Annotated in this window: 25 protein-coding genes; 1 reads left to right on the top strand and 24 read right to left on the bottom strand. The window is 35.9% G+C overall.

Annotated elements, in window-relative coordinates; genetic code table 11:
- Window positions 1–26: 26 nt before the first annotated feature.
- Both prfB and MKX57_RS03335 read right to left on the bottom strand, forming a co-directional pair.
- Window positions 27–1,128, bottom strand: a protein-coding gene (gene prfB / locus MKX57_RS03340) for a peptide chain release factor 2 (RefSeq protein ID WP_096364703.1) whose coding sequence is annotated in 2 segments (ribosomal slippage) — window positions 27–1,055 and window positions 1,057–1,128 — 1,101 coding nt in all. Because the reading frame shifts where the segments join, the coding sequence is not laid out codon by codon here.
- A 103-nt stretch (window positions 1,129–1,231) separates the two neighbouring features.
- A complete protein-coding gene (locus MKX57_RS03335) occupies window positions 1,232–1,768 on the bottom strand; it encodes a competence protein ComK (RefSeq protein ID WP_008178809.1) in 537 nt (178 codons plus the stop codon).
- Between the two features lie 620 nt (window positions 1,769–2,388).
- On the opposite strand from MKX57_RS03335, the gene MKX57_RS03330 reads away from it, so the two are divergent.
- Window positions 2,389–3,738, top strand: a complete 1,350-nt coding sequence (locus MKX57_RS03330) for an IS1182-like element ISBsp5 family transposase (RefSeq protein ID WP_008174389.1) — start codon at window positions 2,389–2,391, stop codon at window positions 3,736–3,738.
- A 172-nt stretch (window positions 3,739–3,910) separates the two neighbouring features.
- Here MKX57_RS03330 and secA read toward each other — a convergent pair whose 3' ends face one another.
- From secA to MKX57_RS03220, 22 genes are all read right to left on the bottom strand, one after another.
- Entirely contained in the window at window positions 3,911–6,421 is a 2,511-nt protein-coding gene (gene secA / locus MKX57_RS03325) for a preprotein translocase subunit SecA (protein WP_342550791.1), read from the bottom strand.
- A gap of 141 nt (window positions 6,422–6,562) precedes the next feature.
- Window positions 6,563–7,114, bottom strand: coding sequence for a ribosome-associated translation inhibitor RaiA (raiA, locus tag MKX57_RS03320; RefSeq protein ID WP_008178812.1), 552 nt, complete (start codon window positions 7,112–7,114; stop codon window positions 6,563–6,565).
- A 99-nt stretch (window positions 7,115–7,213) separates the two neighbouring features.
- Window positions 7,214–7,594, bottom strand: coding sequence for a PilZ domain-containing protein (locus MKX57_RS03315; RefSeq protein ID WP_008178814.1), 381 nt, complete (start codon window positions 7,592–7,594; stop codon window positions 7,214–7,216).
- A 181-nt stretch (window positions 7,595–7,775) separates the two neighbouring features.
- The gene (fliS, locus tag MKX57_RS03310) at window positions 7,776–8,186 is read right to left on the bottom strand and encodes a flagellar export chaperone FliS (RefSeq protein ID WP_342550790.1); all 411 of its coding nucleotides are present in this window, start codon (window positions 8,184–8,186) and stop codon (window positions 7,776–7,778) included.
- Between the two features lie 210 nt (window positions 8,187–8,396).
- Window positions 8,397–8,750 carry a flagellar protein FliT gene (locus MKX57_RS03305; protein WP_342550789.1) on the bottom strand — a complete coding sequence of 118 codons (354 nt, stop codon included), beginning with the start codon at window positions 8,748–8,750 and terminating at the stop codon, window positions 8,397–8,399.
- A 32-nt stretch (window positions 8,751–8,782) separates the two neighbouring features.
- Window positions 8,783–11,209, bottom strand: a complete 2,427-nt coding sequence (gene fliD, locus MKX57_RS03300; RefSeq protein ID WP_342550788.1) for a flagellar filament capping protein FliD — start codon at window positions 11,207–11,209, stop codon at window positions 8,783–8,785.
- A 23-nt stretch (window positions 11,210–11,232) separates the two neighbouring features.
- The gene (locus MKX57_RS03295) at window positions 11,233–11,616 is read right to left on the bottom strand and encodes a flagellar protein FlaG (protein WP_342550787.1); all 384 of its coding nucleotides are present in this window, start codon (window positions 11,614–11,616) and stop codon (window positions 11,233–11,235) included.
- A 192-nt stretch (window positions 11,617–11,808) separates the two neighbouring features.
- Window positions 11,809–13,506: a phospho-sugar mutase gene (locus tag MKX57_RS03290; protein ID WP_342550786.1), complete on the bottom strand. Its 1,698-nt coding sequence runs from the start codon at window positions 13,504–13,506 to the stop codon at window positions 11,809–11,811.
- The gene (locus tag MKX57_RS03285; RefSeq protein ID WP_342550785.1) at window positions 13,499–14,713 is read right to left on the bottom strand and encodes a glucose-6-phosphate isomerase; all 1,215 of its coding nucleotides are present in this window, start codon (window positions 14,711–14,713) and stop codon (window positions 13,499–13,501) included. The genes MKX57_RS03290 and MKX57_RS03285 overlap by 8 nt, the downstream gene beginning before the upstream one ends.
- A gap of 59 nt (window positions 14,714–14,772) precedes the next feature.
- Window positions 14,773–15,915: a UDP-4-amino-4,6-dideoxy-N-acetyl-beta-L-altrosamine transaminase gene (pseC, locus tag MKX57_RS03280; RefSeq protein WP_342550784.1), complete on the bottom strand. Its 1,143-nt coding sequence runs from the start codon at window positions 15,913–15,915 to the stop codon at window positions 14,773–14,775.
- Window positions 15,916–16,077: 162 nt separating this feature from the next.
- On the bottom strand, window positions 16,078–16,308 hold the full coding sequence (locus MKX57_RS03275; RefSeq protein ID WP_342550783.1) for a hypothetical protein: 231 nt from the start codon (window positions 16,306–16,308) through the stop codon (window positions 16,078–16,080).
- Between the two features lie 109 nt (window positions 16,309–16,417).
- The gene (locus MKX57_RS03270) at window positions 16,418–16,672 is read right to left on the bottom strand and encodes a hypothetical protein (protein ID WP_342550782.1); all 255 of its coding nucleotides are present in this window, start codon (window positions 16,670–16,672) and stop codon (window positions 16,418–16,420) included.
- Window positions 16,673–16,864: 192 nt separating this feature from the next.
- Window positions 16,865–17,911 (bottom strand): pseudaminic acid synthase, encoded by a 1,047-nt coding sequence (gene pseI / locus MKX57_RS03265; protein ID WP_342550781.1) that lies wholly within the window; start codon window positions 17,909–17,911, stop codon window positions 16,865–16,867.
- Entirely contained in the window at window positions 17,908–18,876 is a 969-nt protein-coding gene (gene pseG, locus MKX57_RS03260; RefSeq protein ID WP_342550780.1) for a UDP-2,4-diacetamido-2,4,6-trideoxy-beta-L-altropyranose hydrolase, read from the bottom strand. The genes pseI and pseG overlap by 4 nt, the downstream gene beginning before the upstream one ends.
- Window positions 18,876–19,598, bottom strand: coding sequence for a glycosyltransferase family protein (locus tag MKX57_RS03255; protein ID WP_342550779.1), 723 nt, complete (start codon window positions 19,596–19,598; stop codon window positions 18,876–18,878). The genes pseG and MKX57_RS03255 overlap by 1 nt, the downstream gene beginning before the upstream one ends.
- 35 nt (window positions 19,599–19,633) lie before the next feature.
- On the bottom strand, window positions 19,634–20,359 hold the full coding sequence (locus MKX57_RS03250; protein ID WP_342550778.1) for an SDR family oxidoreductase: 726 nt from the start codon (window positions 20,357–20,359) through the stop codon (window positions 19,634–19,636).
- Window positions 20,356–21,603, bottom strand: coding sequence for a class I adenylate-forming enzyme family protein (locus MKX57_RS03245; protein ID WP_342550777.1), 1,248 nt, complete (start codon window positions 21,601–21,603; stop codon window positions 20,356–20,358). Before MKX57_RS03245 ends, MKX57_RS03250 begins: the two co-directional genes overlap by 4 nt.
- A gap of 1 nt (window position 21,604) precedes the next feature.
- Window positions 21,605–21,829, bottom strand: coding sequence for a phosphopantetheine-binding protein (locus MKX57_RS03240; RefSeq protein ID WP_342550776.1), 225 nt, complete (start codon window positions 21,827–21,829; stop codon window positions 21,605–21,607).
- A gap of 25 nt (window positions 21,830–21,854) precedes the next feature.
- Window positions 21,855–22,391, bottom strand: a complete 537-nt coding sequence (pseH, locus tag MKX57_RS03235) for a UDP-4-amino-4,6-dideoxy-N-acetyl-beta-L-altrosamine N-acetyltransferase (RefSeq protein ID WP_342550775.1) — start codon at window positions 22,389–22,391, stop codon at window positions 21,855–21,857.
- 180 nt (window positions 22,392–22,571) lie between these two features.
- A complete protein-coding gene (locus MKX57_RS03230; RefSeq protein WP_342550774.1) occupies window positions 22,572–23,927 on the bottom strand; it encodes a sugar phosphate nucleotidyltransferase in 1,356 nt (451 codons plus the stop codon).
- Between the two features lie 18 nt (window positions 23,928–23,945).
- Complete coding sequence (locus MKX57_RS03225) at window positions 23,946–25,118, bottom strand: glycosyltransferase (protein WP_342550773.1); 1,173 nt, start codon at window positions 25,116–25,118, stop codon at window positions 23,946–23,948.
- Window positions 25,119–25,121: 3 nt separating this feature from the next.
- Window positions 25,122–26,246, bottom strand: coding sequence for a glycosyltransferase (locus tag MKX57_RS03220; RefSeq protein WP_342550772.1), 1,125 nt, complete (start codon window positions 26,244–26,246; stop codon window positions 25,122–25,124).
- Between the last annotated feature and the right edge of the window lie 11 nt (window positions 26,247–26,257).

Here is a 26,257-nt window from a genome sequence, read left to right as displayed (position 1 = left end):
AAGAAACAACTCTTGGGGGATGGCTATTAGTTAATTTTTGAACGTAAGTAAGCATTAATAAATGGATCTACATCGCCGTCCATTACCGCTCCGACATTCCCTGTTTCTTCATTCGTACGGTGATCTTTTACCATTGAGTATGGATGGAATACATACGAGCGAATTTGCGAGCCCCAGCCAATGTCCTTTTGTTCACCACGGATCTCATCAAGCTGCGCCTGTTGCTTCTCTAACTCTAATTGATATAATTTCCCTTTTAACATAGCCATCGCTTTCTCACGGTTTTTAATTTGTGAACGTTCTGCTTGGCATTGTACAACCGTACCAGTCGGGATGTGTGTAATACGAACAGCTGAATCTGTTGTATTAATATGCTGACCACCCGCACCTGTCGCACGATACGTATCAATTTTCAAATCCTCTGTACGAATATCAATTTCAATATTTTCGTCAAATTCTGGCATGACATCGCAAGAAACGAAAGAAGTATGTCGACGGCCTGATGAATCAAATGGTGAAATACGCACTAGGCGATGGACACCTTTTTCGGCTTGTAAATAGCCGAAAGCATTATGACCTTTAATTGAAATGGTTACAGATTTAATACCTGCCTCATCACCAGGAAGATAATCCATTGTTTCCACCTTAAAGCCACGCTTCTCAGCCCATCGTGTATACATACGTAGTAGCATAGAACCCCAGTCTTGTGACTCTGTTCCACCTGCTCCTGGATGCAACTCTAAAATAGCATTGTTTTGATCGTATGGACCACTCAATAATAATTGCAGCTCAAAATCAGCCATTTTTTGTTGAAATTCTACCAGTTCTTTTCCTAACTCTTCCTGCAATTCTTCGTCTGGCTCTTCACGTAAAAGCTCCAGTGTCATATCTAAGTTCTCATGTATTTCTTCTAACTCTTTATATTCATTGACGATTGCTTTTAAACCATTGCCCTCATTAATGATCACCTGTGCACCTTGCTGATCATCCCAGAATCCGGGCTCTAGCATCATTTCATCTAGCTCCTGTATACGTGCCTCTTTGTTTTCTAAGTCAAAGAGACCCCCTGAAGTCCACCAATTTTTTGGCTGTAGTGTCTAACACATTGCGTACATCTGCTAATTCAATCATTGTAAAATCCTCCGAACGTTAGTAATGGAGACTAGTGTGAAAGCTCCGATCTTACTATTATAACGTTTTTACCGAGGAAAACATACATAAAAACACTACTCTACGTCTCGTCCTCAAGCATATCAAGCGCAAAACGTTGAAATACTTTCACACGATCATATTGAACAAGTAAATGCTTCGTTCTTCGCTCTAATCTATATTTTAATAAAAATGCCCGCTGAATACGATACTCTATCGTTTTGACACTAACATCTACAATAATATCCTGACCATTCGTAAAGATTATCTTTGTACTCTTTTTATCCACAGAGAAATACTCTTCAATATGATGGACAGCAAACCATATACATTCCGGATGTAGAGGTGACTTGCTTGGAAACCATAAAATATTCCCTCGCTCATCCACAACGATTGGGTTTTTATTAAGCTTACCTAAAATCATTTTTGATCCATCAAAAGCCCCTCTTAAGCTAGAACCATAATAACGCAGATTATAGTCCATTAACTTTGTCGGCGGTATTTTAGAAATATAATCTTTACTTTTTTCCATTACCCGAGTACATAAATTTCCAAAGGAATCATACACAGGCATATACAACATAGTTTCACTACTCATAATATCCTTCTTATGCATCATTATTCCCCCTTTATGCACTTATGTTTTCAGCCTAAATAAAAAAAGAATATACCAATGTCCGTACATTCCCGATTTTTTCTACAAGTCGAAATTGCTTGGAAAACTCTATTTCCACCCACATTTCTCCCACCCCATCTTCAATCTTTTGTCACTCTTAATTCTTTGTTTTCCAACCCATCTAATTATTAGGATAATAGTAAATAATAATAGAAGTATTCTCTAAAACTAAATTCCTAATATTACAGCTATTGTATACCCACATTTTACTATTGTCTATAAATTATGACTTTTATGACAATATTTTATTTTTTTATACAAAAAAAGATCATTTCAACATACAGTTAAAATGATCTCAGACTGTAGACAAACTCGATGAATTTTGAGTTTGCCTACAGTCTTTTTTCTTTTACAATGAAATAAAGTAAAGCCGTTGATTTCCACTACGGGCGGACGCTTTCCGCGGGCGGGGTCGAGCTGCTTCCCTCGCTTCGCTCAGTCCAGGATCTCGACTTTCCCGCTTTTCCCGCAGGAGTCGCCGCCCTTCGTTCCAATCAACTTCTACATAAAGAACTCCTTATTAATCTATTAATAAAAAGTAAACTATTTTGAGGTGATCAACCATGATGACGAAAAATCAAACCAATGAACGTGAACAATTAGAAATGTTAACGATTGATCAATTAGTTCCCAACGATCATTTAGTGCGAAAACTAGAGGCTGCTATTGATTTTTCATTTATCTATCCTTTAGTAGAACATCTCTATTCACCTAATGGGCGTCCTAGTATTGATCCTGTTGTTCTCTTTAAAATGACGTTTATTCAGTACGTTTTTGGTATTCGGTCCATGCGTCAAACCATCAAAGAAATTGAAACGAATATGGCGTATCGTTGGTTTTTAGGATTTGGCTTCCATACAGAAGTCCCGCATTTCTCTACCTTCGGTAAAAATTATGTCCGTCGCTTTCAAGACACCGATATATTTGAACAGATATTCTATCGTATTTTAAAAGAGATTATGCATCAAGGACTCCTCCATGCAGACCATTTATTTATCGATTCCACGCATGTGAAAGCGAGTGCGAATAAACGGAAGTATGATAAAAAGGTTGTGCGAAAAGAAACACGGGCTTATGAAGAAAAACTTCAATTAGAGTTAAATATAGATCGTGAAGAACACGGAAAAAAGCCCTTTCCCCCGGAGAAGTTTGAAAAGGAAGAATGGAAAGAAATAAAGGAAAGTACGACAGATCCTGAAAGTGGCTATTACGTGAAGGATGAACGTACAAAACAGTTTGCATATTCCTTTCATGCTGCGACAGATGAAAAGGGCTTTGTCTTAGGTGCCATTGTGACTCCGGGAAATGTACACGATAGCCATGTATTGCAGCCACTTGTTGAAAGGGTCATTCAAAACGTTCAAAAACCATTAGCTGTTGCGGCAGATGCAGCCTATAAAACACCAGCGATTACGAACTTTTTGTTAGAGAATCAAATGTTGCCTGTTCTTCCGTATACACGTCCTAAAACGAAAGATGGATTCTTCCGAAAGCACGAGTATACATATGACGAGCACTATAATTGTTATCTTTGCCCACAAGGGCAGATATTGAAGTATGCGACAACGACGAAGGAAGGATATCGCCAATATAAATCGAATCCTTTGATTTGTGCGAAGTGTCCAAGCCTTTCCCAATGTACAGAAAGTAAGCATCATCAAAAACTCATTCAACGTCATATTTGGGAGTCGTATGTGGAGGAAGCTGAACATTTACGCCATTCCTATGACATCAAACAGATTTATGCAAAGCGCAAAGAAACGATTGAGCGTGTCTTTGCAGATGCAAAAGAAAAGCATGGTATGCGATGGACAACCTTAAGAGGTCTAAAAAAATTGTCCATGCAGGCGATGCTTACTTTTGCTGCCATGAATTTGAAGAAATTGGCTACTTGGACGTGGCAAGTAGCTTAAGAGAGCAACTATACTCGAAGAGTATGTTGAATTTGGTAGTATATTACCAAATGTTAAAGATAAAATAGGAAGAAAAATGACAAAAGCCATCGAGAGTGAACTTCTCGATGGGCTTTTGTCTACAGTCTGAGATCATTTCAACATACAGTTAAAATGATCTTTTCCATTTCTATTATTGAGCTGCACCATGACAGTTTTTAAACTTCTTACCACTTCCACAAGGACATAAATCATTGCGTCCAATATTTTCAGCATTACGAACGGGTTGCTTTTTCGGAGCAGGACCGCCTTCTTCTTTCGGATTAACAGCCTGACCTTTCGCCACCTCTTCACGCTCAAGATTGCTGCGAATTTCAGCCTTCATTGCATACTTCGCAACATCCTCGCGAATGGAAGCGACCATATCTTCGAACATCGCAAAACCTTCTTGTTGATATTCACGTAGCGGATCATTTTGACCGTATGCACGCAGATGGATACCTTGACGAAGTTGATCCATAGCATCAATATGATCGATCCATTTTGTATCAATAGAACGTAATAAAATAACTTTTTCAAACTCACGCATACGCTCTGCTGTAAGCTCTTCCTCTTTTTCATCATATCGAGCGTGGACAGCTTCTGAAATCAATTGGTTAATGTCTTCTGCAGATTTACCTTGGAAATCAGCTACTTTTAGTTGACCTTCCTCTAGCAAATTAGCAGCTACAAAGTCATCAATAGCCTTGAGATTCCAATCTTTTTGCTCACCTTGTGTATAGAGTCCGACAACATTGTCGATCGTCTCTTGAATCATTGACTCTACAAGGACGCGCATATTTTCTGTTTCTAGCACATCATAACGCTCTTTATAAATAATCTCACGTTGCTGACGGAGAACATCATCATATTGTAATAAACGCTTACGAGCATCAAAGTTATTACCTTCGACACGTTTCTGCGCTGATTCTACAGCTCTCGACACAACTTTTGATTGCAATGGCTGTGTATCGTCCATACCTAAACGCATCATCATAGCCTTCATATTATCTGAACCGAAACGACGCATTAAATCATCTTCTAGTGATAGATAAAATTGTGTCACCCCTGGATTCCCTTGACGACCAGAACGTCCACGAAGCTGGTTATCAATACGACGGGATTCATGTCGCTCAGTACCAATAACTGCTAACCCGCCAATTTCTAATACACCTTCACCAGGTTTAATGTCGGTACCACGACCCGCCATGTTTGTAGCAATCGTTACAGCACCCTTTGAACCAGCATTAGCAATAATTTCTGCTTCGCGTTCATGGTTTTTTGCATTCAGTACATTGTGAGGGATTTTATGTTTATCAAGCAATTGCGAAATAATTTCAGATGTTTCAATCGCAACCGTACCAACAAGCACAGGTTGTCCTGCCTTATGGCGCTCTGCAATATCAGCAGCCACCGCTTTATATTTTCCTTCCATAGAAGCAAAAATTAAATCTGGACGGTCATCACGAGCAATTGGCTTATTCGTAGGAATCGCAATAACGCTCATATTGTAAATATTGCGGAACTCTTCTTCTTCTGTTTTCGCTGTACCTGTCATACCTGCAAGCTTTTGGTACATACGGAAATAGTTTTGGAACGTAATAGTAGCCATTGTCATTGATTCATTTTGAATCTCAACGCCTTCTTTAGCTTCAATAGCTTGGTGAAGGCCATCCGAATATCGGCGCCCTTTCATTAAACGACCAGTAAAGCCGTCAACAATGACAATTTCGCCCTCTTGGACAACATAATCAACATCATTATGCATACTCACATGTGCCTTTAACGATTGGTTAATGGCATGATTTAAGCGGACATGTGTTAAATCAAATAAATTGTCAATGCCAAATGCCTTTTCAGCCTTTTCAACACCGGCATCCGTTAATGTAACACCTTTTGTTGACTCTTCATAGGTGTAATCTGTTTCTGCACTTAACATCCGTACAAACGCATTAGACTGTTTGTACAACTGTGCTGATTTCCCAGCCTGACCCGAAATGATTAATGGCGTACGCGCCTCATCAATTAAAATCGAGTCAACCTCATCGATGACAGCATAGTGAAGCGGACGTTGAACACGCTCTTCTTTATAAAGCACCATATTATCACGTAAATAGTCAAATCCTAATTCATTGTTTGTACTATAAGTAATATCCGCTTCATACGCCGCACGCTTCTCTTCTTTAGACAGGCTATTTAAATTTAAACCTACTGTAAGACCTAAGAAATTGTACAGCTGTCCCATCTCAGCAGCATCACGGCTAGCCAAATATTCATTGACTGTGACAACATGCACGCCTTTACCAGTAATCGCGTTTAAATAAACCGCCATTGTCGCTGTTAACGTTTTACCTTCACCGGTCTTCATCTCTGAAATATTACCTTCATCAAGGGAAGCCGCACCCATAACTTGAACACGGAACGGATACATCTCTAACACACGTTTCGACGCTTCGCGACAAACAGCAAAAGCCTCTGCACGAATCGAATCTAACTGCTCCCCATCCGTATAACGCTTTTTAAACTCTTCTGTTTTCGCTTGTAATTGATCATCTGAAAGCTGTTCCACTTGAGAAGCGAATCCCTCAACCTGGTCAGCGATTTTTTCTAATTTTTTTAACTCACGTTTATTGAAATCAAATAATTTATTTAATAGGTTTGCCATGAATGTTTTTCACTTCCTATATAGATTCAACTTTCATTTTACCATTGTGTAACAGTTTCATGCAAACAGTCGCCCTATTTACATAAGAAAGTCATACAAAAAAGACTCTCGCCATCGCGAGAGCCTTTGTCATCATGAAGTTTAAGTTGTTTCGATTAAGCCATATTTTCCGTCTTTACGTTTATACACAATATTTGTGCCGTTTGATTCAGCATCTGTAAAGACATAGAAATCATGCCCTAACATATTCATTTGTAATACAGCCTCTTCTTGATCCATCGGTTTTAAATCAAATTGCTTCGTACGTACAATGGAGTATTCTTCTTCATCCAATGTCGTATCAACGACTGCTTGAGTAGTAGCAAAATAAAGGCCTGCACCTTCACGCTCACGGAATTTACGGTTTACTTTCGTTTTATGCTTACGAATTTGACGCTCTAATTTATCAACAATGAGATCAACCGCAGCATACATATCATTATGACGCTCTTCAGCACGAAGAGTTAAGTTCTTCATTGGGATTGTAACTTCCACTTTTGTTTGCTTGTCATTATAAACCTTTAAATTTACGTTAGCATTGGCGTTAACATCTTCGTTAAAATAACGTTCAACTTTTTCGATTTTATTCTCAACATACTCTCGAATAGCTGGAGTTACCTCAATATTTTCACCACGAATGTTAAAGTTTAACATGTAAACTCCTCCTTTATAACTGCTATACTATCTATTTCTACACAAGTGTGTGAAATTCCTCTAAAATAATTCTTTATTTTACAAAAAACTTTTATAAAATTAATATTGGCTTTGCTTTTTCGCTTCTGCCGCTTCCTTTTTACGTCGTAGCTTTAATTCATCTACAATCAACTCTTCAACACGCCCTTGATCATTAAAATAAACGCCATATTGCTTACCACTACCAAATGGACGACTCCAAATCACTTCACCATAGGCCCGCACCTCTTGCGTATCAAGCACAAAATGGATATCCAATGGTGGAGGATTCACACCTAAATCCACTTCCGTATACATCTTTAACCCACGCGGACTAATATCCAGCAATTCAGCCATAGCCGTCTGCCCATGATTAACTCGCCCATTTTCATAAACAGCAAAAGTTATTTGAACAGGCTCCTCAAATTTAAATCGGAAACCTTCTTGACGCTTAAAAATCATATTCCCACCCCAGTATATTGTTAAACATTTATATTGCTTTGATTATGACACGACGCCCATCTTACAGCTAGGGGAATAAGTAACATATTTTACCGTTGAACAGCCTAATTTATGACTATTTAGTGATAATTTCTAGCAGATGAAAAAAGAGACCATCTTGGTTGATGATCTCTAATGGTGTCTAAATTTGTCCGCTGTTTCCCTGACCGAATTGCTGTTGTCGATTAATGCGAATAACTTCCTTCCACGTATCGCGGAATTCCGTCACCAATCCTTCTACTTCTTCGATAATGGCTACATCATTTTGAATGTTTGCTTCGACTAAACGGTGATTCATATATTCGTAAAGAGGTAGCATTTGTTTCGAAATCTCGATATCCATATTGAGTGTTGACATTAGTTCGGCAATAATTGCTTGAGCCTTTATCAAATTTGTATTCTTTTCTTGGACATTTTTCTCTTGAATAGCTTGTTTCGCCTTATGCAAGAATTTCAGACATCCATTATAAAGCATTAACGTCAGCTCGCCAGGAGAAGCAGTGGTTACACTATTTTGTTTGTATGCGTTTTGTGCTGTTAAATTTGCTGCCAATAAAGGACAACTCCTTTGAAAGGTTACTTATTTACTAGTTTAAACCATTTTACGAAGAAAAGCTATGTGATCAATTACGCCTCGGCGTAATTGTGTCGGGATTTTGAATTGTGTGATCACAATTCACTCCTTTTAAAATTCCTGACATCCGCCGGGACTCTATCTTCCATTCAGCTTGCAGCTTCCACCAAGCTGAATATAGATAAAATGTTAATTCTTTTTGTCATAATACATGCCATCCATCACACGAACATTCGCATAGGGATTGAAGTATTGCTCTTCACTTTTTTTCGTTTTTTGTAGATTTGCCATGTCTTGTTTAACTGCATCCATAACAGCTGCTAATCGTTTTTTGATGCCATTATCTAATTCGAGCAAGGTATTATGAACACGATTTTGAGCATCGAACTTAAAGTTCTCTTCCTGCAAGCGTTTAATAAAAATTCCACGCTTATCCAACATTGCATTAATGTTTTCAATGTAGCTATCACGTTCTTCTGGGATTTCCCCTAAAAGTTTATATAGATTAGCAGAAACCTGCAGTAGTTGTTCTATTGGTTGCATATAATTCTCCCACTCTAGCTTTATTAAAAGCCTTATGCTCCTAATCCTTGCATGAACATACTTGATTGCGAATTTGCTTTATTTATCGCTTGTTCCATAGCTGAGAATTGCTTCCAGTAGCGAGCTTCAATATCTTTAAGTTTTTCTTGCCAAGTATCTATACGTTTATTTGTATCTACTATGTTTTTACCGATTGAGTAGGTTTGCTCTGTAGCTGACGCACGTCCCGCTTTTTTCTCTATATCAATCTTAAAACTATCCATCGCACCACGTAATTTTTGTAAGTATCCTCGAGTATCTGCTTCTTTAGTAGTAATATTTCCATCTTTATCAGTTACAGTTATCTTATCTTTTTGTTTACCATCGAGATTTGAGAATAATGCTGCTACTGCATCTGGATCTTCTTCAAGTGCCTTTTGTAGTTTCTTTTCGTCAATTTCTAATTGACCACCATCATTATAGTTCTTAGTTGTCGTAATGCCTATATTAAAGAGTGTATTAAATTTTGGATTTGAAACGGATGGATTTTCTTGGTAAACCAATGCACGCATACTAGCAAGTCCACTTCTTAAAATAGTATCGCTACGTAATAATCCACTTTTCGCCTTTTCTTCCCAAAGTTTAATCTCGTTTTCTGACATATCTTTTCTTTGTTCATCTGTTAAAGGTGCAAAGGAACGATATTTAGTTTCTTTCGTTTGTTCGCTCAAATCCTTAATTAGGCCATTGTAAGTAGTAACGAATTCTTTAATCTTATTCATCATTTCATCAACGTTTGTAGTAGATGTAATGGTAACTGGAGAAACTGTCGATGGATCAGCAGTTATTTGTGGGGGTGTCGTATCATTTGCAATATGATTTTGATAAGCTGCCTCAAAATCAGCTTCATCCCCTTTAAAAATATTCTCTTTATATAATTGCTTATAGCTTGCTTCTGCATTGTCATTTCTCGTTTGAGCCGCTTTTAATGCTGTCTCTGCTTGTATAGATTCATTATGTGCTGTTGTTAATTTAATTTGTGCATCAGCTGCTGCCGATAGATTCTCAATTTCGACTCCACTTAAATCTTGTAAAGCCTTAAGTGTTCCTTTATCTAATGATTTTAACTTATCTTTTAAAGGGCCATCAGGTAAATCAGCAAATGGATCATCAACTGTTAAATCCCGACCTGTAAGTGCAGTTGCAATATCTGCACCTAAACCTGAAAGATCTTTTAAAACTTGCTTATTCAAAACATTAAATGTTTTTTCTAATTTTGCAACATCAGATATTGCATTAAAATCCGCTTCTGTTAACTCAGAAATTTCTTTTAAATCACCAATGTTCATTTTGCCTAGTGCTTCTTTTAAAGCTGGCGTAAATCCATCTGCTTCAGAAAGATTTGCAATTGCCGTTCTTGCAGCTGCTTCATCTGTAAAATCTATAGTAGCAAGCTTTGTAACTTGACTGTAATCTAATTCAGCTAAAACAGGTCTAGTTTCTAAGGAAAGATTAGAGTAAATTCCTTTCTGGGCACCTGTTAAACTATCTAAGAATTTAGCTCTAGCTGCATCATTATTAGCTTGGGCGCTTTCATAAGCACTTTTTTTAGTATTAAAAGCTGACTCTTTTGTGATTAAATCATCTGCAGCATTTATTCTTTCATTAAATGACAACGTTAACAGAGAATTTATCGTTCCGCCAGCGTTAAATGTTTCTTTTAACGTAACATTGTAGCCAGAAATATTGAATGTGTTTGAAGCACGCTCAGTAGCAATGCCGTTCACTTGGAAAATTGCATTCTTTCCACCTTGCGCTAAATCACCAGAAGTTTGTCCAATAAGCGACGTAAATCCAAGCTTACCAAAAACATCTGCTCCAGCAGTGACTTGAACCTCAGCCCCATTTTTATTATCACCTGTATTCTTTGCAGTAATAGATAGGCGACCGTTTTCAAATAATGCACTTACACCCGCATTACTATCATTAATTTTTTCCACAAACTTCGAGATTGTCATAGATTCATCAATAACAATTTCAGTACCCTCTGTTGGCATCGTTCCGTCTGGTTTTATAGCGTTGAGCTTTATTACACCGTTACTGATGCCAAGTTCACTTAGCTTCGTATTCGCAGTAGCATTTTTTTGATCACCAAGGCCTCGCGCTGCAGCTGCAAGTTGTGACACACCTTCAAGTGCTAGCGTGCCGGAAGCACTTGATGTTGCTGTAGCAGAAGCATATGTGCTGTTAGAAACCGCAGCTGTTTTTGATTTCATACTTTTTAAAATTAAATTGTCCGCAATATACTTATCAAATGTTTGAAGTTTTGTATTAATTCCTCGATACGCATCTCGTTGCCATTCATACGTAGTTTTTTTCTGTTGTAATTTGATAAGAGGTGATTTTTCAGCTTGCATTAACTTTGCTACTAAAGCATCAATATCCATCCCTGAGGCTAAACCGCCAATTCTGTTTACCATTTCTTGTTCCTCCTAATTTACCCTTAGATTTTTTCGTCTACAATCATACCTAAAAGTTTTTGCATTTCATAAAATGCATCTAGTATTTTTTTGGGTGGTATTTCTTTTACTACTTCTTCGGTATCACGATTTACGATTGTTACATAATAACGTTCCAAACCCTCATGATAAACAAACTTAGAGGAACTGTCATTAATTTCCAAAAATTCATTTACAACATCTACTGCTTGTTGTAGTTTATCCTTTGAAATTTCTTGAACTTCCTCTGCTGCTGTTTTTTCTACCATTGAGTTTGAGAATGTTTCCATCGAAACATTAGGCGTCATATTTTCCTGCACATTTGTTGCTTTTGTATTAGTTGGTGCAGTAATCGTATCAATTGACTGTCCTTGCGATACAATACGCATTTAACTCAACCTCCTAAACTTTTCAATTGCTTACCATTATTATCGGAAGTATTTTGTATTGTTTCACGTTTTTTGGTAAACAATTGCTTTCGATTTTATGTATAAGATTCATTTTTCATAAAACAAATTGCCAATACAAAAAAAGAATTCAGACAGTTAAGCCTGAATTCTATGATTATTAGTTTGAAAATTTCACTTAATAATTTTACGCATAAACTCTTCTATATTAATTAAGACTTCGTTTGCTTCTGTTTTGTTCTCCTTTCGGACTCCAATATAAATCTTACATTTTGGTTCTGTTCCAGAAGGTCGAATACATATCCATGATCCATCCTCTAATTTATACTTTAAGACATCGGTAGTTGGTAATGATAATACTTGTTTCTCACCATTAGTAAGGTATCTATAACCGACTTTGTAATCTTCTGTAGCATTAACTTTTATTCCAGCCATTTTGATAAATCTGTTTTTTCTAAAGTGCTCCATAATATTAGTTATTCGTTTCTGTCCCTCTACTCCCTCATACGTAAATGACAATAATTTTTCTTGATAGTTCCCATGTTTATGGTAGAGAGAATTTAAAATATCTAACAGTGATAGATTTTGCTCTTTATAATAAGCGGTCATTTCAGCCGTTAAGAGAGCAATTTGTACCGCGTCTTTATCTCTCACAAAACTTCCTGCAAGATATCCATAGCTTTCTTCATATCCAAATAAAAATGAATGCTCACCTGAGATTTCATATTCCGTGATTTTTTCTGCAATAAATTTAAAACCTGTTAATGTATTTACTGTTTGTATGTTAAAACTATCTGCGATAGCGGTCCCTAACTCAGATGTTACGATTGTTTTTAACATTACCCCGTCTGAAGGTAAAGTTCCTGCCTGTTTCATTGTAGAAAGTATATAGTTTAATAATAAAGCTCCGAGCTGATTTCCTGTTAATAGCTGATAATAATCACCATTAAATATTGCTATCCCAAGACGGTCTGCATCTGGATCTGTTGCTATTATCAATTCCGCCCCGACTTTTTTCCCTAAAGATATTCCCATTTCAAAGGCTAACTCTTCTTCTGGATTTGGATAACTAACTGTTGGAAAATTACCATTTTGAACAGCTTGTTCTTTAACAATATGTACATTCGTAAAACCTGCTTCTAATAGTGCTCGTTTTATTGGTAAAAGACCTGCACCATGTAAAGGAGTATAGACAATATTTACATCCTTTTTTTTATTGGTATGAACAAGCGTTTTAAGAGCAGCATTATACGCATCATCCAACTTTTCTAGAATCTCAATGCAATAACCCGATGTAAATAGTTCATCCTTTGTGAGAGAATGAATATTAAAAATATCTTCTACACTTTTCATATGTTCTAAGACTTCATCTGCAAATTGAGGAGTTAACTGTGCTCCATCTTGTCCATAAACTTTAAAACCATTATATTCTTTAGGATTATGACTTGCTGTAATGACTACTCCAGCATAAGCCGATAAATATCGAATAGCAAAACTTAATTCAGGGGTTGGTCTACTTTCACTAAATACATAGCTTTGTATACCATGTGCAGCCAAAACTCCTGCTGTTTCATATGCAAACTCCTGTGAAAAATGTCGTGTATCATACGCAATAACAACACCACTTATTTTCGCTGTTTCTCCCTGACATTCAATTTGACGAGCTAATCCTTCAGCTACTAAACGAATCGTATGAATATTGATACGATTTGTGCCAGCTCCTAGCTTTCCCCTCATCCCTCCTGTACCGAAGGGAACTAATTGATAAAAATGATCTTCTATCGCTTGTTTATTATTAGCGATTTCTAGCAGTTCATCTTGATACATACAATCAGCTTTTTGCCGCCATAATTCATATAATTCTTTATGCACGAACCTTCACCACATCTTCCTTTAACAACTCTAACATTTTCTTTTTATATGCTTCTACACCAGGCTGATCAAATGGATTTACCTCAAGTAAGTTAGCACTGATAACACACGCTTTCATAAAGAACATCATCAAATATCCAACATGATATGCATCTAATTTTGGCAATTCTATACGAATAACAGGTACGCCACCTTCTTCATGTGCGAGTACTACCCCATCTTTTGATGTTGCATTTACCTCATTCATTGATCGACCAGCTAAATAATTCAGACCATCTATATTTTCAGCAGAAAAAGGGATTTCAATATCTTCTTCGATACTATCAAAGTGAATAAGTGTTTCAAACATAATACGACTTCCATCTTGAATAAATTGTCCAATAGCGTGTAAATCTGTCGAATAGTTAACGGTTGAAGGATATAACCCTTTATGCTCTTTTCCTTCACTTTCTCCAAATAGCTGTTTCCACCATTCATGCAATTTATTAAGTCTTGGCTCAAACGAGGCAAGCAGTTCAACTGAATAACCTTGTTTATATAATTCATAACGATTATACGCATAATCGACTGCGCTGTTCGACTCACTAGAAAAATCTAATTCCGCTTGTCTTCCACCACGTACAAATGCTTCTATATCAATACCAGCAACAGCAATTGGTAATAAACCTACTGGTGTAAATACAGAATAACGTCCTCCTACTTCAGATGGAATGGCAAATTGACGATATCCTTCTTTTTTTGCAATTTGCTTTAAAATTCCTTTTTCAGCATCAGTAGTAACAATTATTCTTTTACGTGTCTCCTTACCATATCGTCGCTCCATATATTTTTTCACAACTCGAAAGGAAAGCGCTGGCTCCATCGTTGAACCAGACTTTGAAATAACATTGACATAAACATCCTTCATATCTAAATAAGACAATAGCTGCTTTAAATAGGCACCACTCATATTATTTCCAGCATATAAAATTTCGACACCGTTATTAGTATGGAAATAAGGAGTTAGAGCATCAATCACCGCACGTGCACCAAGAAAAGAACCACCGACACCAATAACTAGGAAAATTTGTGCTTCTGAATTTATCTGATTTGCAACATTTTGAATCGAAAAAAGCTCTTGCATAGTAGCAGGATTATAATGCTGCATGCTTGGATTTTCTGAAATTTTCATTATAGGAAGATCAGTTAGTGGCTGAAAATTAATCATATCGTCAACTCCTGTTAAAACAGCTTACTCTTTTAAGAGTAAGCTGTTTGTTCTACTGCTTATTTCGGTTGTGTTAATAATTTTTTAATATTCGACACGATTATTGATAAATCTTCTACTGTCATATTTGGATGAATCGGTAATGTTAAAGCTCTTTCATACCACTTCTCAGCAATTGGACATATCCCGCGTTCATAGCCCAATTGCTGATAATATGGGTGCCAATAAACAGGAATATAATGCACATGAACTCCTATATTCAAAGATCTCATTTGTTCAAATACAAACTTACGAGATATTCCCTCAAGCTGAAGCATATACAAATGCCAACCAGAATTAGTTCCCTCTTGCTGCTGTGGAACGATAATTCCTTCTATATCTTGAAATGCCTCCGTATAAAATGCTGCAATTTCACGACGTTGTTGGATAAACTTATCAATTTTTGTCATTTGTGATAAACCAAGTGCTGCTTGTAAATCAGTCATTCGATAGTTATAGCCAAGGTCAGTCATTTCATAATACCAACCACCTTGATCAGCTGAAAATTCAGTTTGCTCAATACCATGACTACGGAATAGTTGTAATTTACGATAATAATCCTCATTATTCGTTACAATAATACCGCCTTCAGCTGTCGTTATTGGCTTAACGGGATGAAAGCTAAACATTGTCATATCTGCCTGTGTACCAACTTTTTTTCCTTTATATTCAGCACCAAGAGAATGAGCACCGTCTTCAATGACAACTATATTATGTTCACGTGCGACTTCCATGATAGCATCCATGTCCGCTGGTTGACCTGTAAAATCCACTGGAATAATTGCCTTTGTATTTGATGTAATCTTTTTTCTTATCTCTTCAGGATTAATATTGTAAGTCTTTGCATCAATATCTGCAAAGACAACCGTTCCTCCCATATAACGCACACAGTTGGCACTGGCTGCGAAAGTAATTGGTGATGTAATAACTTCATCTCCAACACCTATCCCTACCGCATAACAGGCTGCGTGAAGCGCTGCAGTTCCGTTACAAAATGCAACTGCATATTGAGTTCCAACATAATCAGCAATTGCCTGCTCAAACTGTTGAATTTTTGGTCCTTGTGTTAAAAAAGGTGAGCGTAATGTTTCTATAACAATCTGTATGTCGTCTTCATCAATCGATTGACGACCATAGGAAAGAAATTCTGGTAATTTTTTCATATCTATTCCTCATTTCTCAAAGCAGAAATAATAGGATGGTCGATTTTCGGAATTTTGCCGTCTAAAAACTGGTCTACTAGATCATTGTTATATAGATTGTAAAACAAAGCGTAGAAGTTGAGGCGTCCAATCGTTACCTACCTATAGTTCCCTATTTCCTTTTTATGGATGATACACTACTTGGTCAAGAGATATTGTCGTCAAAATGGTCGATATATCCTTCGTATCTTGGACTACCGCTTTACAAGCAACATCATGAAGTTCATCTCCATAATCTAAATTTGAAATTGATTGATGGACAATATCTCCTACATCTAAACGCGCTGATAATCTTTGTACTGTCATACCTGCCCAATTTGTTCGTAACATAAAAAATGGCCAAAATAGTGTCATATTTCCTTTATATTAAGGTGAAAGTCCACCATGAATATTCCATAAATGCTTTGGTAAAACATTTAACAACTCGTAGGATAACTTATGTACTTCGTAACTAATAGCCATATCAAATGATTTTGAAACAACTAAGCAACCCCTTTAATTGTTTTAAAGTAACATTTACAGTTGGTGTTTCAAGTTGTCCATTTTCATGTCCTACAAAATGGCACTGCCCTGCTTCATCTAAATCTGAAAAATGTCGAATAAAATTTATACGATCAATTTCTTCTAGATCGATAAATAAGCTCTCTATTCTTCCAATTTCAAGACGATTAAATAAGAATGCTGCTACAATTGTGCCATTGAGTTCGTTATTCGCCATACCATGTTCACCTATCCCCCATTCTTTAGGAGCATCCCAATCAAATACTTCTGTACCTATTATTACCTTCCATTTCAGGTGAAACATATTCTTGTAAGATATGAATAGTTTCTCGAACACTTCTCCTGTAATCCTGTTCATACATTTTTAAAAAAAGTTAAGTAAGTAATTTATTCATTTCTTTTAATTCATTCAAAGTAATAACTCCCAACTTAAAGGTGTTCCTTTCCTAACATCTTTCTTTACAGTTTTTCCTAGCACTAAATCATAATATTTTGTCGGTAAACCTAATCCTGGACGAACGTTTCGAAGATTTTCTTCTGATAATACGTCGCCTACTTTTAAGTCTTCCCCTATATATAAAGAACGTCGGAATTTAGTAGAATCCTTTTCTGTTTCAGTTGGCCCATATTGAATCTGTCCTAAGCTTTGCCATGCTCGTTCAGTTTCTTCTACTAACATTTTTAACTCCTCTGGCTCCATAGAAAATGTTGAATCCACTCCACCATCGGAACGAGAGGTAGTAAAGTGTTTCTCAATAACAGTTGCTCCAAGAGTTACTGCAGCAACCGATACACCAACACCAATCGTATGGTCTGATAAACCAATTTCAGTACCAAACAACTCTCGCATATGAGGTATAGTGGCTAAATTAGAGTTTGCAGGTGTAGCAGGGTATGTACTTGTACATTTTAATAATACAATTTGATGATTTCCTTCAGCTCTCGCAGCTCGAACCGCTTCATCAAGCTCTGCTGCTGTTGCCATACCAGTAGAAATAATAATTGGTTTACCAGTGCGAGCAACTTTTCGAATTAATGGAATATCAACATTTTCAAAGGATGCAATCTTATAAGCAGGTACATTCAAAGTTTCTAAAAAATCGACAGCTGTTTCGTCAAAAGGTGAACTGAAAGCTAGTAATCCATGTTCTTTTGCACGATTAAAAATTGCCTCATGCCATTCCCAAGGAGTGTATGCTTCTTTATACAAATTATATAGGGAATTCCCTTTCCAAAGGTTCGCATCGTCTTGAATAAAAAACTCACCTGTGTGAACATCCAATGTAATTGTATCAGGTGTATACGTTTGTAGCTTTAACGCATCCACTCCAGCTTCAGCTGCTAAATCTACTAAATGCAAAGCTCTTTCTAATGATTGATTATGATTGCCAGACATTTCTGCAATAATAAAAGGCTTTGCATGCTTGCCAATTTCTTTATGTCCAATTTTAATCATGCTAACAACTCCATTATGTGTGATAACCAAGCATTTGGTTGTGGTGTGGCAGTTAATTGTAAACCAATTTTTTCATGTCGCTCCACATCTATATCGCCCAACCCATTTAACAAATGCTTATACTTATCTACTGTGACATCTTCATACCATCCTAAATTAATGACTGCCCCAAGTTGATCTGCATAGTTAGTTGTAATGAGCTGATTTTCAGCAACTATAGTACTTGAAGATGAGAGTCCAACATAGCAGCGCTCCCACATTGAACTTCCACCTGTACAAATGGAAAAATCCGCTTGCTGCATAAGCTGTGCCATATAAGAAATTTGACAATGATAATGGTAATTACGTTCACGACAAATTTGCTCAATTTCTTCTTTATGGACATTTCCATTGCCAACAACAACATCTACATGGGCAAATGTCAATTCTTCGAGTGCAGTTAATATTTTTAGCGTTTCATGGGTTGGATCAGTTCCCCCCATAAATACAAGAAGTCGCCGAATATCTTGATTGCGTTGTCGAATTTGCTGACGGGCTTTAATAAACTCTTCACGCATAATTAAGTACTTTGGGCCCAATAATTTGATACAATGCTTTGGTACGAGCTCATCATAACGGTCTTCAAAGTTTGGCACCACATTTTGATCTAGCAATAAATCACAATCATGTGCTCTTGCTAAATCATCAATCACCATTAGTTTTTTTGTATAAGGACGAATATGTTGTTCCCATTCCATATCAATCTCATAATGATCAATAATATAAAGATCTGCATGTTCAGCCTTTGCAATAGTTTCATAGTCATGTTGTGCAACATAATCTATCAAATTGCCAATATGCGAAACCATCCAAAATTTAACATTACAACCTTCTTGCTTTAAATTATGAGCAATTGTTAAACAGCGCATAACATGACCGCTTCCAATGTCTACTGATGCATCGGTACGGATAATTATTTTTTTCATTAAATCACCGGCTTTTGTTCAATGTGTGCATTTAATTTAACGACATTAGGTGTTTCTCTTAAATAGCTAATAACCTCTGAACTTGATACTAACGGGTTATTAAAATGGTTGGCAACTGCCATAATTAACTCATAGTCTTCTGTAGTATCTAATGTGATACGTAGCTCAGGTGCTATTCGATTTGTAGGTACCTTATATGTAACCGCATTGAATTCTTCAGGAAATTCATATGCATAATAAGTCACATGCTCACGATGGCGTGATTCAGTTGCCATTTCGTATATTCGTAATAATGCCTCATAGGAAATGAGTTCAATCGCTAAACCACGTGGAAGCTCTCCATTCATTAATACAATGTCTTTCTGCACTTTATCCATTAGTGAAACAATCTCACTTGCCATTTCATAATCAACAAAGGGACAATCTGATGTAACACGCATAACATAATCAGGCTTATACATTTTAGCGCATTGCACATAACGATCAAGTACATCGTCTTCAGAACCACGGAAATAAGCTACTTGATTTATTTCACACCATTTTGCAATTGCATCGTCCTGCGGTAAATTACTGGTCGCAACAATCACTTCACTAACTCCTTTGATTGCTCGACATCGTTCTATATCATATGTAAGTACATCTACATCGCCAAGTTCTTTCAAAACTTTTCCAGGTAGGCGAGATGACCCCATTCTTGCTTGAATAATAACTATTGTTTTCAAATAATCACATCCTAAGTTCACTTAGAAAATCTTTATTATATTGTTCCATTGTCGACATGTACAACTGTACCTGTCATCGACCTTGCTTGATCTGAAAGTAGGAAAAGCACTGTACTCGCTACACTCGAAATATCCGTTTCCTTTTTCAAAGATGTTCTTTGATAAATACGTGCTTTTTGATCCTCTGTCAATGTCGTACTCATAGACGTTTCCATAAAACCTGGTACAACACAGTTAGAACGAATTCCTTTGCTACCCCATTCTCTAGCAGTATTTTTAGAAAATGCCTCTATTGCTCCCTTTGATGCTGCATACATGCTCAAACCTTTATATCCCGTATGAGCACTGATAGAGGATATATGTACGATGGAACCTTGCGTTTTATGTAATAACATATCTCTAATTGCATACTTCGATAAATGCATAGCTGCAAATACATTCACTTGGAACATTATCTGCAATTGTTGGACATTTAAGTTCGAAACAATGTCGTCATAGGCCATTGCTGAATTATTAACAAGCCCGTAGATTGGTCCTATTTTACGAATCTTTTCCATATATAATTGCTTTACACCATCTACATCCGTTAAATCATAAGAAAGTGGTTTGTAACGGCTTGGGTATTTTGCTAACAACTCGCCCGCAGCTTCTTCACTTGAACGACTAATACCAATAACGCCAAAGTCTGTTTCAGCTAGTATTTGATGAACAATTTCTCTCCCGACTCCTCTTGAATCACCAGTCACAATAATCCACTTCATTTTCTGACCCTCTTTCCTGTTCTTGTACTAGGCAGTTCATCTACAAACTTAATAATGCGTGGAACTTTCCACTCTTGTAAATGAGTAGTTGCAAATTGTTTTAATACTTTTTTCAACTCTTTTTCATCTGTTTCTTCACTTTTGATAACGTCCGCAACAAGAAGCTCACCCGTAACACTATTCTTTTTAGACTTCACAAGTATATCGATAACACCTGGAACTTGCATTAGTATATTCTCTACTTCGAGCGGATTCACTTTGTAGCCTCCTACATTAATCATATCCGACTGACGTGATTGGAACTTAAAATGTGTTTCATCAACCAATTCAACAAGATCTCCAGTGTGAAACCATTCACTATCCAGTGATAGAGACTTTGAATGTCCAAGTAAAGAATGATGTATACATAATTCCTGTTGTGCTGTAATTTTCACCCACTGTTGATGCTCCAGCTTAATTTCAAAAGTATCTCTTTGTGCTGTAAATAAACTACCTGCCTCAGTCGATGCATATATATTAATCATCTTAGCATTTGGAAAAACAGCTTTTAACTTACCTTCTAAAAGTAAATCAAATTTTTCCCCACCAAATGTCACTCTTTTGACCTTTGAAAAGATATTTCCTTGTACATAAGGAAGAACATTTCTATAAAAAGTTGCCGTAGATGAAATATGAGTTATCTGATATTCCTCAATTAATGCTGGTATCTTCTTCATTGACTCACCAAACATATAAATTAATGTGTTTTGATTGAGAAATGCTTGAAAAAACACCTGCAACCCAGCCATATGAGTAGGATTATAGGCAAAAGCCCAAATATCATTTTCAAACTTCTTATGGATTTTTACGTTTCTTGTAAGTGTTTGGAAAGTATGACTCATCTTTTTAGGACGCCCAGTTGTACCTGATGTATATAGAGTTAATTGCCAGTTTTCTATATCTTTCACTCGTTGCATGACTTCATCTAACTTCTGAAGATTGAGGTGTTCTTTCAGTTTTGTCTTCAATGTTAACGCATGTACAACAATACCTAATTCACTTATCTCTTTTTCAGAAAAATCTCCGTCTAACACTTCGATTGGATAGTCAAAAAGCAGACTGTGTATAATACCTAAGAAAACATCGTAGGGGTGATTGTCCTTCACATATAAATAAGGTGTTTCAAATTCCTTGTTATTCAAATCCAATAGCAATTTCTGATAGGTATAAGTAATATCATTATGTATTAAAAAAACATTTTCCATATTATTTCCCTTCAATTTTAACGATGATTTCACCAATTGTTTGAACGATGCCGTCTTCGAAAATGTCTACATCAAATTCATCTTCAATTCTTACTGTTAATTCCGCTAACATTAAAGAGTCAAGTTGTAAATCTTCTCTTAAATCCATAGTAGCTTCTAAAGATTCAATTAATTCAAATCCTGATTCTTCTCGCATTTCATTAATTATTAATAATAATTTATCCATTTATTTATTCTCCAATTCTATATTTTTACTCTTCAAATTCGCAAACATACTTTTGGAATTTATTTAGTTTTAACCAATCGTCTTTTTGAAGCTCCAATAAATTCAAATCAAAGTAAGAACCATTTTTTAAAATATGATCTTTATACACACCAACCATTCTATAACCATGCATTATATTCAACTTCATAACATTATGATTTCCTTCCATCACTTCTGCAGTGATTTTATGAAACTCGAACTTTGAAAATATATAATTATAAAAGTATGGAGGTATAATTCCTCCATATAAGCGATACTTTTCTTCTCCTATGTAAAAGCCCCAGCTCGTCCTTTTATTCACAAAATCTATATTATTCAAAGAAATTACGCCTACAGGCTTTTCCTTTATTTCAATTATCCAATAGGCAACCGTTTCAGAACTCGAAATTCTTCTAAACCATGCTCTCTGTTTTTCCATATCTTTTTCAATATCAGTATTCATGAATCTCGTAACATCTTCCTGTGTTCTCCATTCCAGAACTTGCTCAAGATGCTCTTCTTTAAGTTTAATAAAGCGAATCATTTAGAACCTCCGTAAACATTCGGTTTCTTACATATAATTATATTATTTTTATCGGTAAAAAAAACGTTTTCTCTATATCTCTAGCATAACAGAAAAAACGACTTTCAGTTGATTATTGAAAGTCGCTGTTCTATTTATTCGTTATAAAACCATACTCATCATTTGAACTTTTGCTTTTTACTAACGAATGAACTCCATTATTGCAAACCAATCTTTTTCAAGTCTTATAATATCTTCTTCTACTATAAAGTCACCCATTTGTACTTCAATTAGCTCTGTATCCGTCATTGCATAGAGACAATGCTTCGAACCGATTGGAATACTTAATACATCTCCAGGTAAAACCATTTTTGTTTCACCATCTTGGATAAAAATCGCATCTCCTGAAATAATCGTCCAGACTTCAGATCGATAGTTATGATACTGATAACTTAAGTTTTTACCTGCCTCAACACAAAGTCTTTTCGTTAAAACCTCGCGCCCTTCTTTTTTCGTAATGTCAAGCACTCGATACCAGCCCCATCGACGCTCTTCATACATCGGCCGTGAAAACAAACCATCATGCAGCATATCTTTCATCCGCGAACTCGCTGGCTTATCTGTTACTAAAATACCATCCGCGCTAACAGCAACTACCGCATTGGAAATCCCAAGAACCTTAACAGGTAAATCGAGTTCATTAACGATATGCGTATTGTAGCTATCCTCACTTAATCCACCATTCCCTATAACTTGTTGGGACATCTCTTCCGTCAATGTATTCCATGTACCCAAATCTTTCCAATACCCATCATAAGTTAAAGCAGTTATATTAGTTAGTTTTTCTACTACTTCATAATCAAAGCTATTTTTTGGCAATCTTGAAAACTGCTCTAGTAATTGTTCATATGAATTTGAAAATCCATCTTTGCTAAGCTTATTTAACAACAAATTTAAAGAGAAAGCGAATACACCACTATTCCAATAAGCACCTTTAGCAATTAACACTTCTGCAGCTTCTTCAGATGGCTTTTCAACAAAACGGGCAACTTGCATGTATTCTGTATATTGCTTTGGTATTAAATAGCCATATTTAGAGGAAGGGTATGTAGGTTTTATCCCTAATAAGCCGATATCAGCATTGGTTGTCATAACAAGTTTTTCAAGTTCCTTCACCTGTTGATAAAAAGCAACATCGACAAAGGCATCCACTGAAACTACTCCAACAACCTCATCTTCTTTCATCCCTAAAGCCGAATAAAGGTACATACATGCTAGCGCGATTGCTGGAAATGTATCACGTCTTTCTGGCTCTACAACAATTGGAATATCACCTAACTGATTGCGTAACATATCTACTTGCGCAGCATTCGTTGCCACAATCATGTCTTCCACAGCAACAATCTCGGACAACTGGCGGTACACACGTTGCACCATCGACTCTAATTCACCAGTTTGCTCGTTATGTAATACTTTAAGAAACTGCTTTGCACGTGAGTCATTAGATAGTGGCCATAGTCTTGTACCAGATCCACCTGAAAGTAGAATTAGCTTCACTCTCTTCACCACATTTCTTTAATCTGTACTATACGATAGTAATACCGGTCTTAGCTCACGCAAAGTAAATCTAAAAAGTGATTCATCTCTTTCACTATTTTCTATTAGTATCTTATTATGTTGAGCATCTAAATAGCCTGGAAATAGCAACATAGCTTGTTCCATATTAGTAATTGCTTTTTCTTTATTTCCATTCATCGCATAAATAACACCCGAATTATTCAATGCTGCCCCATGCTCTGCATCTGCAACAAGTATTTTTTCATATTCAGCCAACGCCTCATCGAATCGTTTTTCTTCAATATAAATAATAGATTTCAGAAAACAATAGCTATTATACTGCGATGAATCTTCTAAAATCCGAGTATTCTCTAACAGTTCTTCGCATTGGTTCCACTGCTTATAACGAATTAAAAATAAAGCAAAATCTAAACTGTTTTTCTCCATTGTATAACTTCGTTTATAGAGCTTTTCTTTAATATAATCCAAACCATATTGATCCATTATTAACTTTTCTGCAATATGTGAAGTACTCATACTAGAGGTAGTATTATTTGAATGACGTCGAATGTAAGAAAGAGGTCTATCAATATATTCTATTGAATAATTGCTATCTAAAAAACGCACCCACAGATCAACATCTTCTACATACTTAATTTGCGTATTAAAACCATGCAATTCATATAATCGCTTTTTATTCACTAATACACCAGAAGGAGAAATAATTGGATTTCTTATTAAAATATCGCAAAAGCCCTCTATCGCACTTAAGCGCTTACCGCTCAGTTGCGGAGAAATAACTTTAGAATGTTCGTTAATTTGATAATAAGCAGTATAAATTGCTGAAATATCTTCTGTAGCTTCATTTATTTTAGCTAAATAAGTTTCAACTAGATTTTCAGAACATTCATCATCAGCATCTAAAAATAATATCCAATCACCTATTGCCTCATGAATACCTTGATTTCTTGCTGTCGAAGCTCCTGCATTTTTTTGTGTATGCAAAACTATCTTCGATTCGTCTTTTTGAATCTTTTGAACGATTTTACAGGTTTGATCGATACTACCATCATCAACTACAATGATTTCATTTACACTTACAGTTTGCCTCAATATACTTTGAATAGCTTTTTCTATATATAACTCTGCATTGAATGCTGGTATTACAACTGAAATTTTAATATTATCCACTTGTTAATCCTCCATATATGGAGATATGAAGTGCTCATTCTCAATATAATTTTGATTTTTTAAAATTGTAGCAATCGTTTCATAGGAATGAAAAGGAGAAACTAATATACAAATATTGTTTTCACCATATATACTAGAAGGACTCAATACTTCCTTATCCATTACTAAACAGTTTTGTTTTCGTTCATCGCTGTCAATAAAGCCTTGTAAATTCAAGCCACTATTTTTTAACGCATGATACACACTTTGACCTGCCTCACCTGCACCCCAAATAAAATACTCTTTTTCTGGATTTTTCATAATAAATTGAACACACTTTTCCGTACTTAGATTATGATAAAAATATGTATTCTCTAAATACTTATCATACGAGTATGATATAGAACTATGACCATTTTTTACAGCACTTCTATTAAAAAAGCTATACAGTTCCTTTGTATACATTCTATGTTGCGATATATCTCCTAGTTTTCCAGAATCATTTTCACCATGCTTTCTATAATATGTAAGTGGTTCGAATATAGTGAAAATAGATGCACTTAAAGCCGACAATTGCATTAATCTAGTATCTACTGCTATATAAGAGAATTTGTCTTCCTCTAAAGGTAATACATTCTCCAAATAAGAACGCTTAAATACTAAAGCACTAGTAGTAGAAAATAAGTGAAAAAGGCTCTCCGTTTGATAAATATAATTTTTATAGTCTTGAATATTCTTTAAAACAGGTACTATGTTTCCTTTTGAAATTCCATTCACATCAACTTCCTCTAGAGGGTGTTGAATTACATCAATATTTGGATGTTCTTTAAATAGATTAATAACTTTCTCTACTTTTTCTTTCTTAAAGTAATCATCGCTATCTAATAAAAAAACAACTTCACCAGTAGATTCTTTAAAAGCTTGATAAACAGCATTCATTTGATTTAAACAATGTCCTTTTCCATAATTACTATTAGAAATTACTTTAATATTTTTAAATTTAGATAAAATTTCTAACGAATTATCAGTAGAGCCATCATCGTAAACGATTATTTCTATATCTGAGTAGGCTTGGTCCAAAACTGATTGTATGCATTCAGTCAAATAAGGAGCATAATTATAATTATTTATTAACACTGATGCCAACATAAAAATTCCTC

The sequence above is a fragment of the Lysinibacillus sp. FSL M8-0216 genome (genome assembly GCF_038595555.1).
In the GTDB taxonomy this organism is placed as follows: Bacteria; Bacillota; Bacilli; order Bacillales_A; family Planococcaceae; genus Lysinibacillus; species Lysinibacillus fusiformis.
Note: the sequence above shows the minus strand (reverse complement) of the source record. Positions and strands in the feature narration are given on the sequence as shown.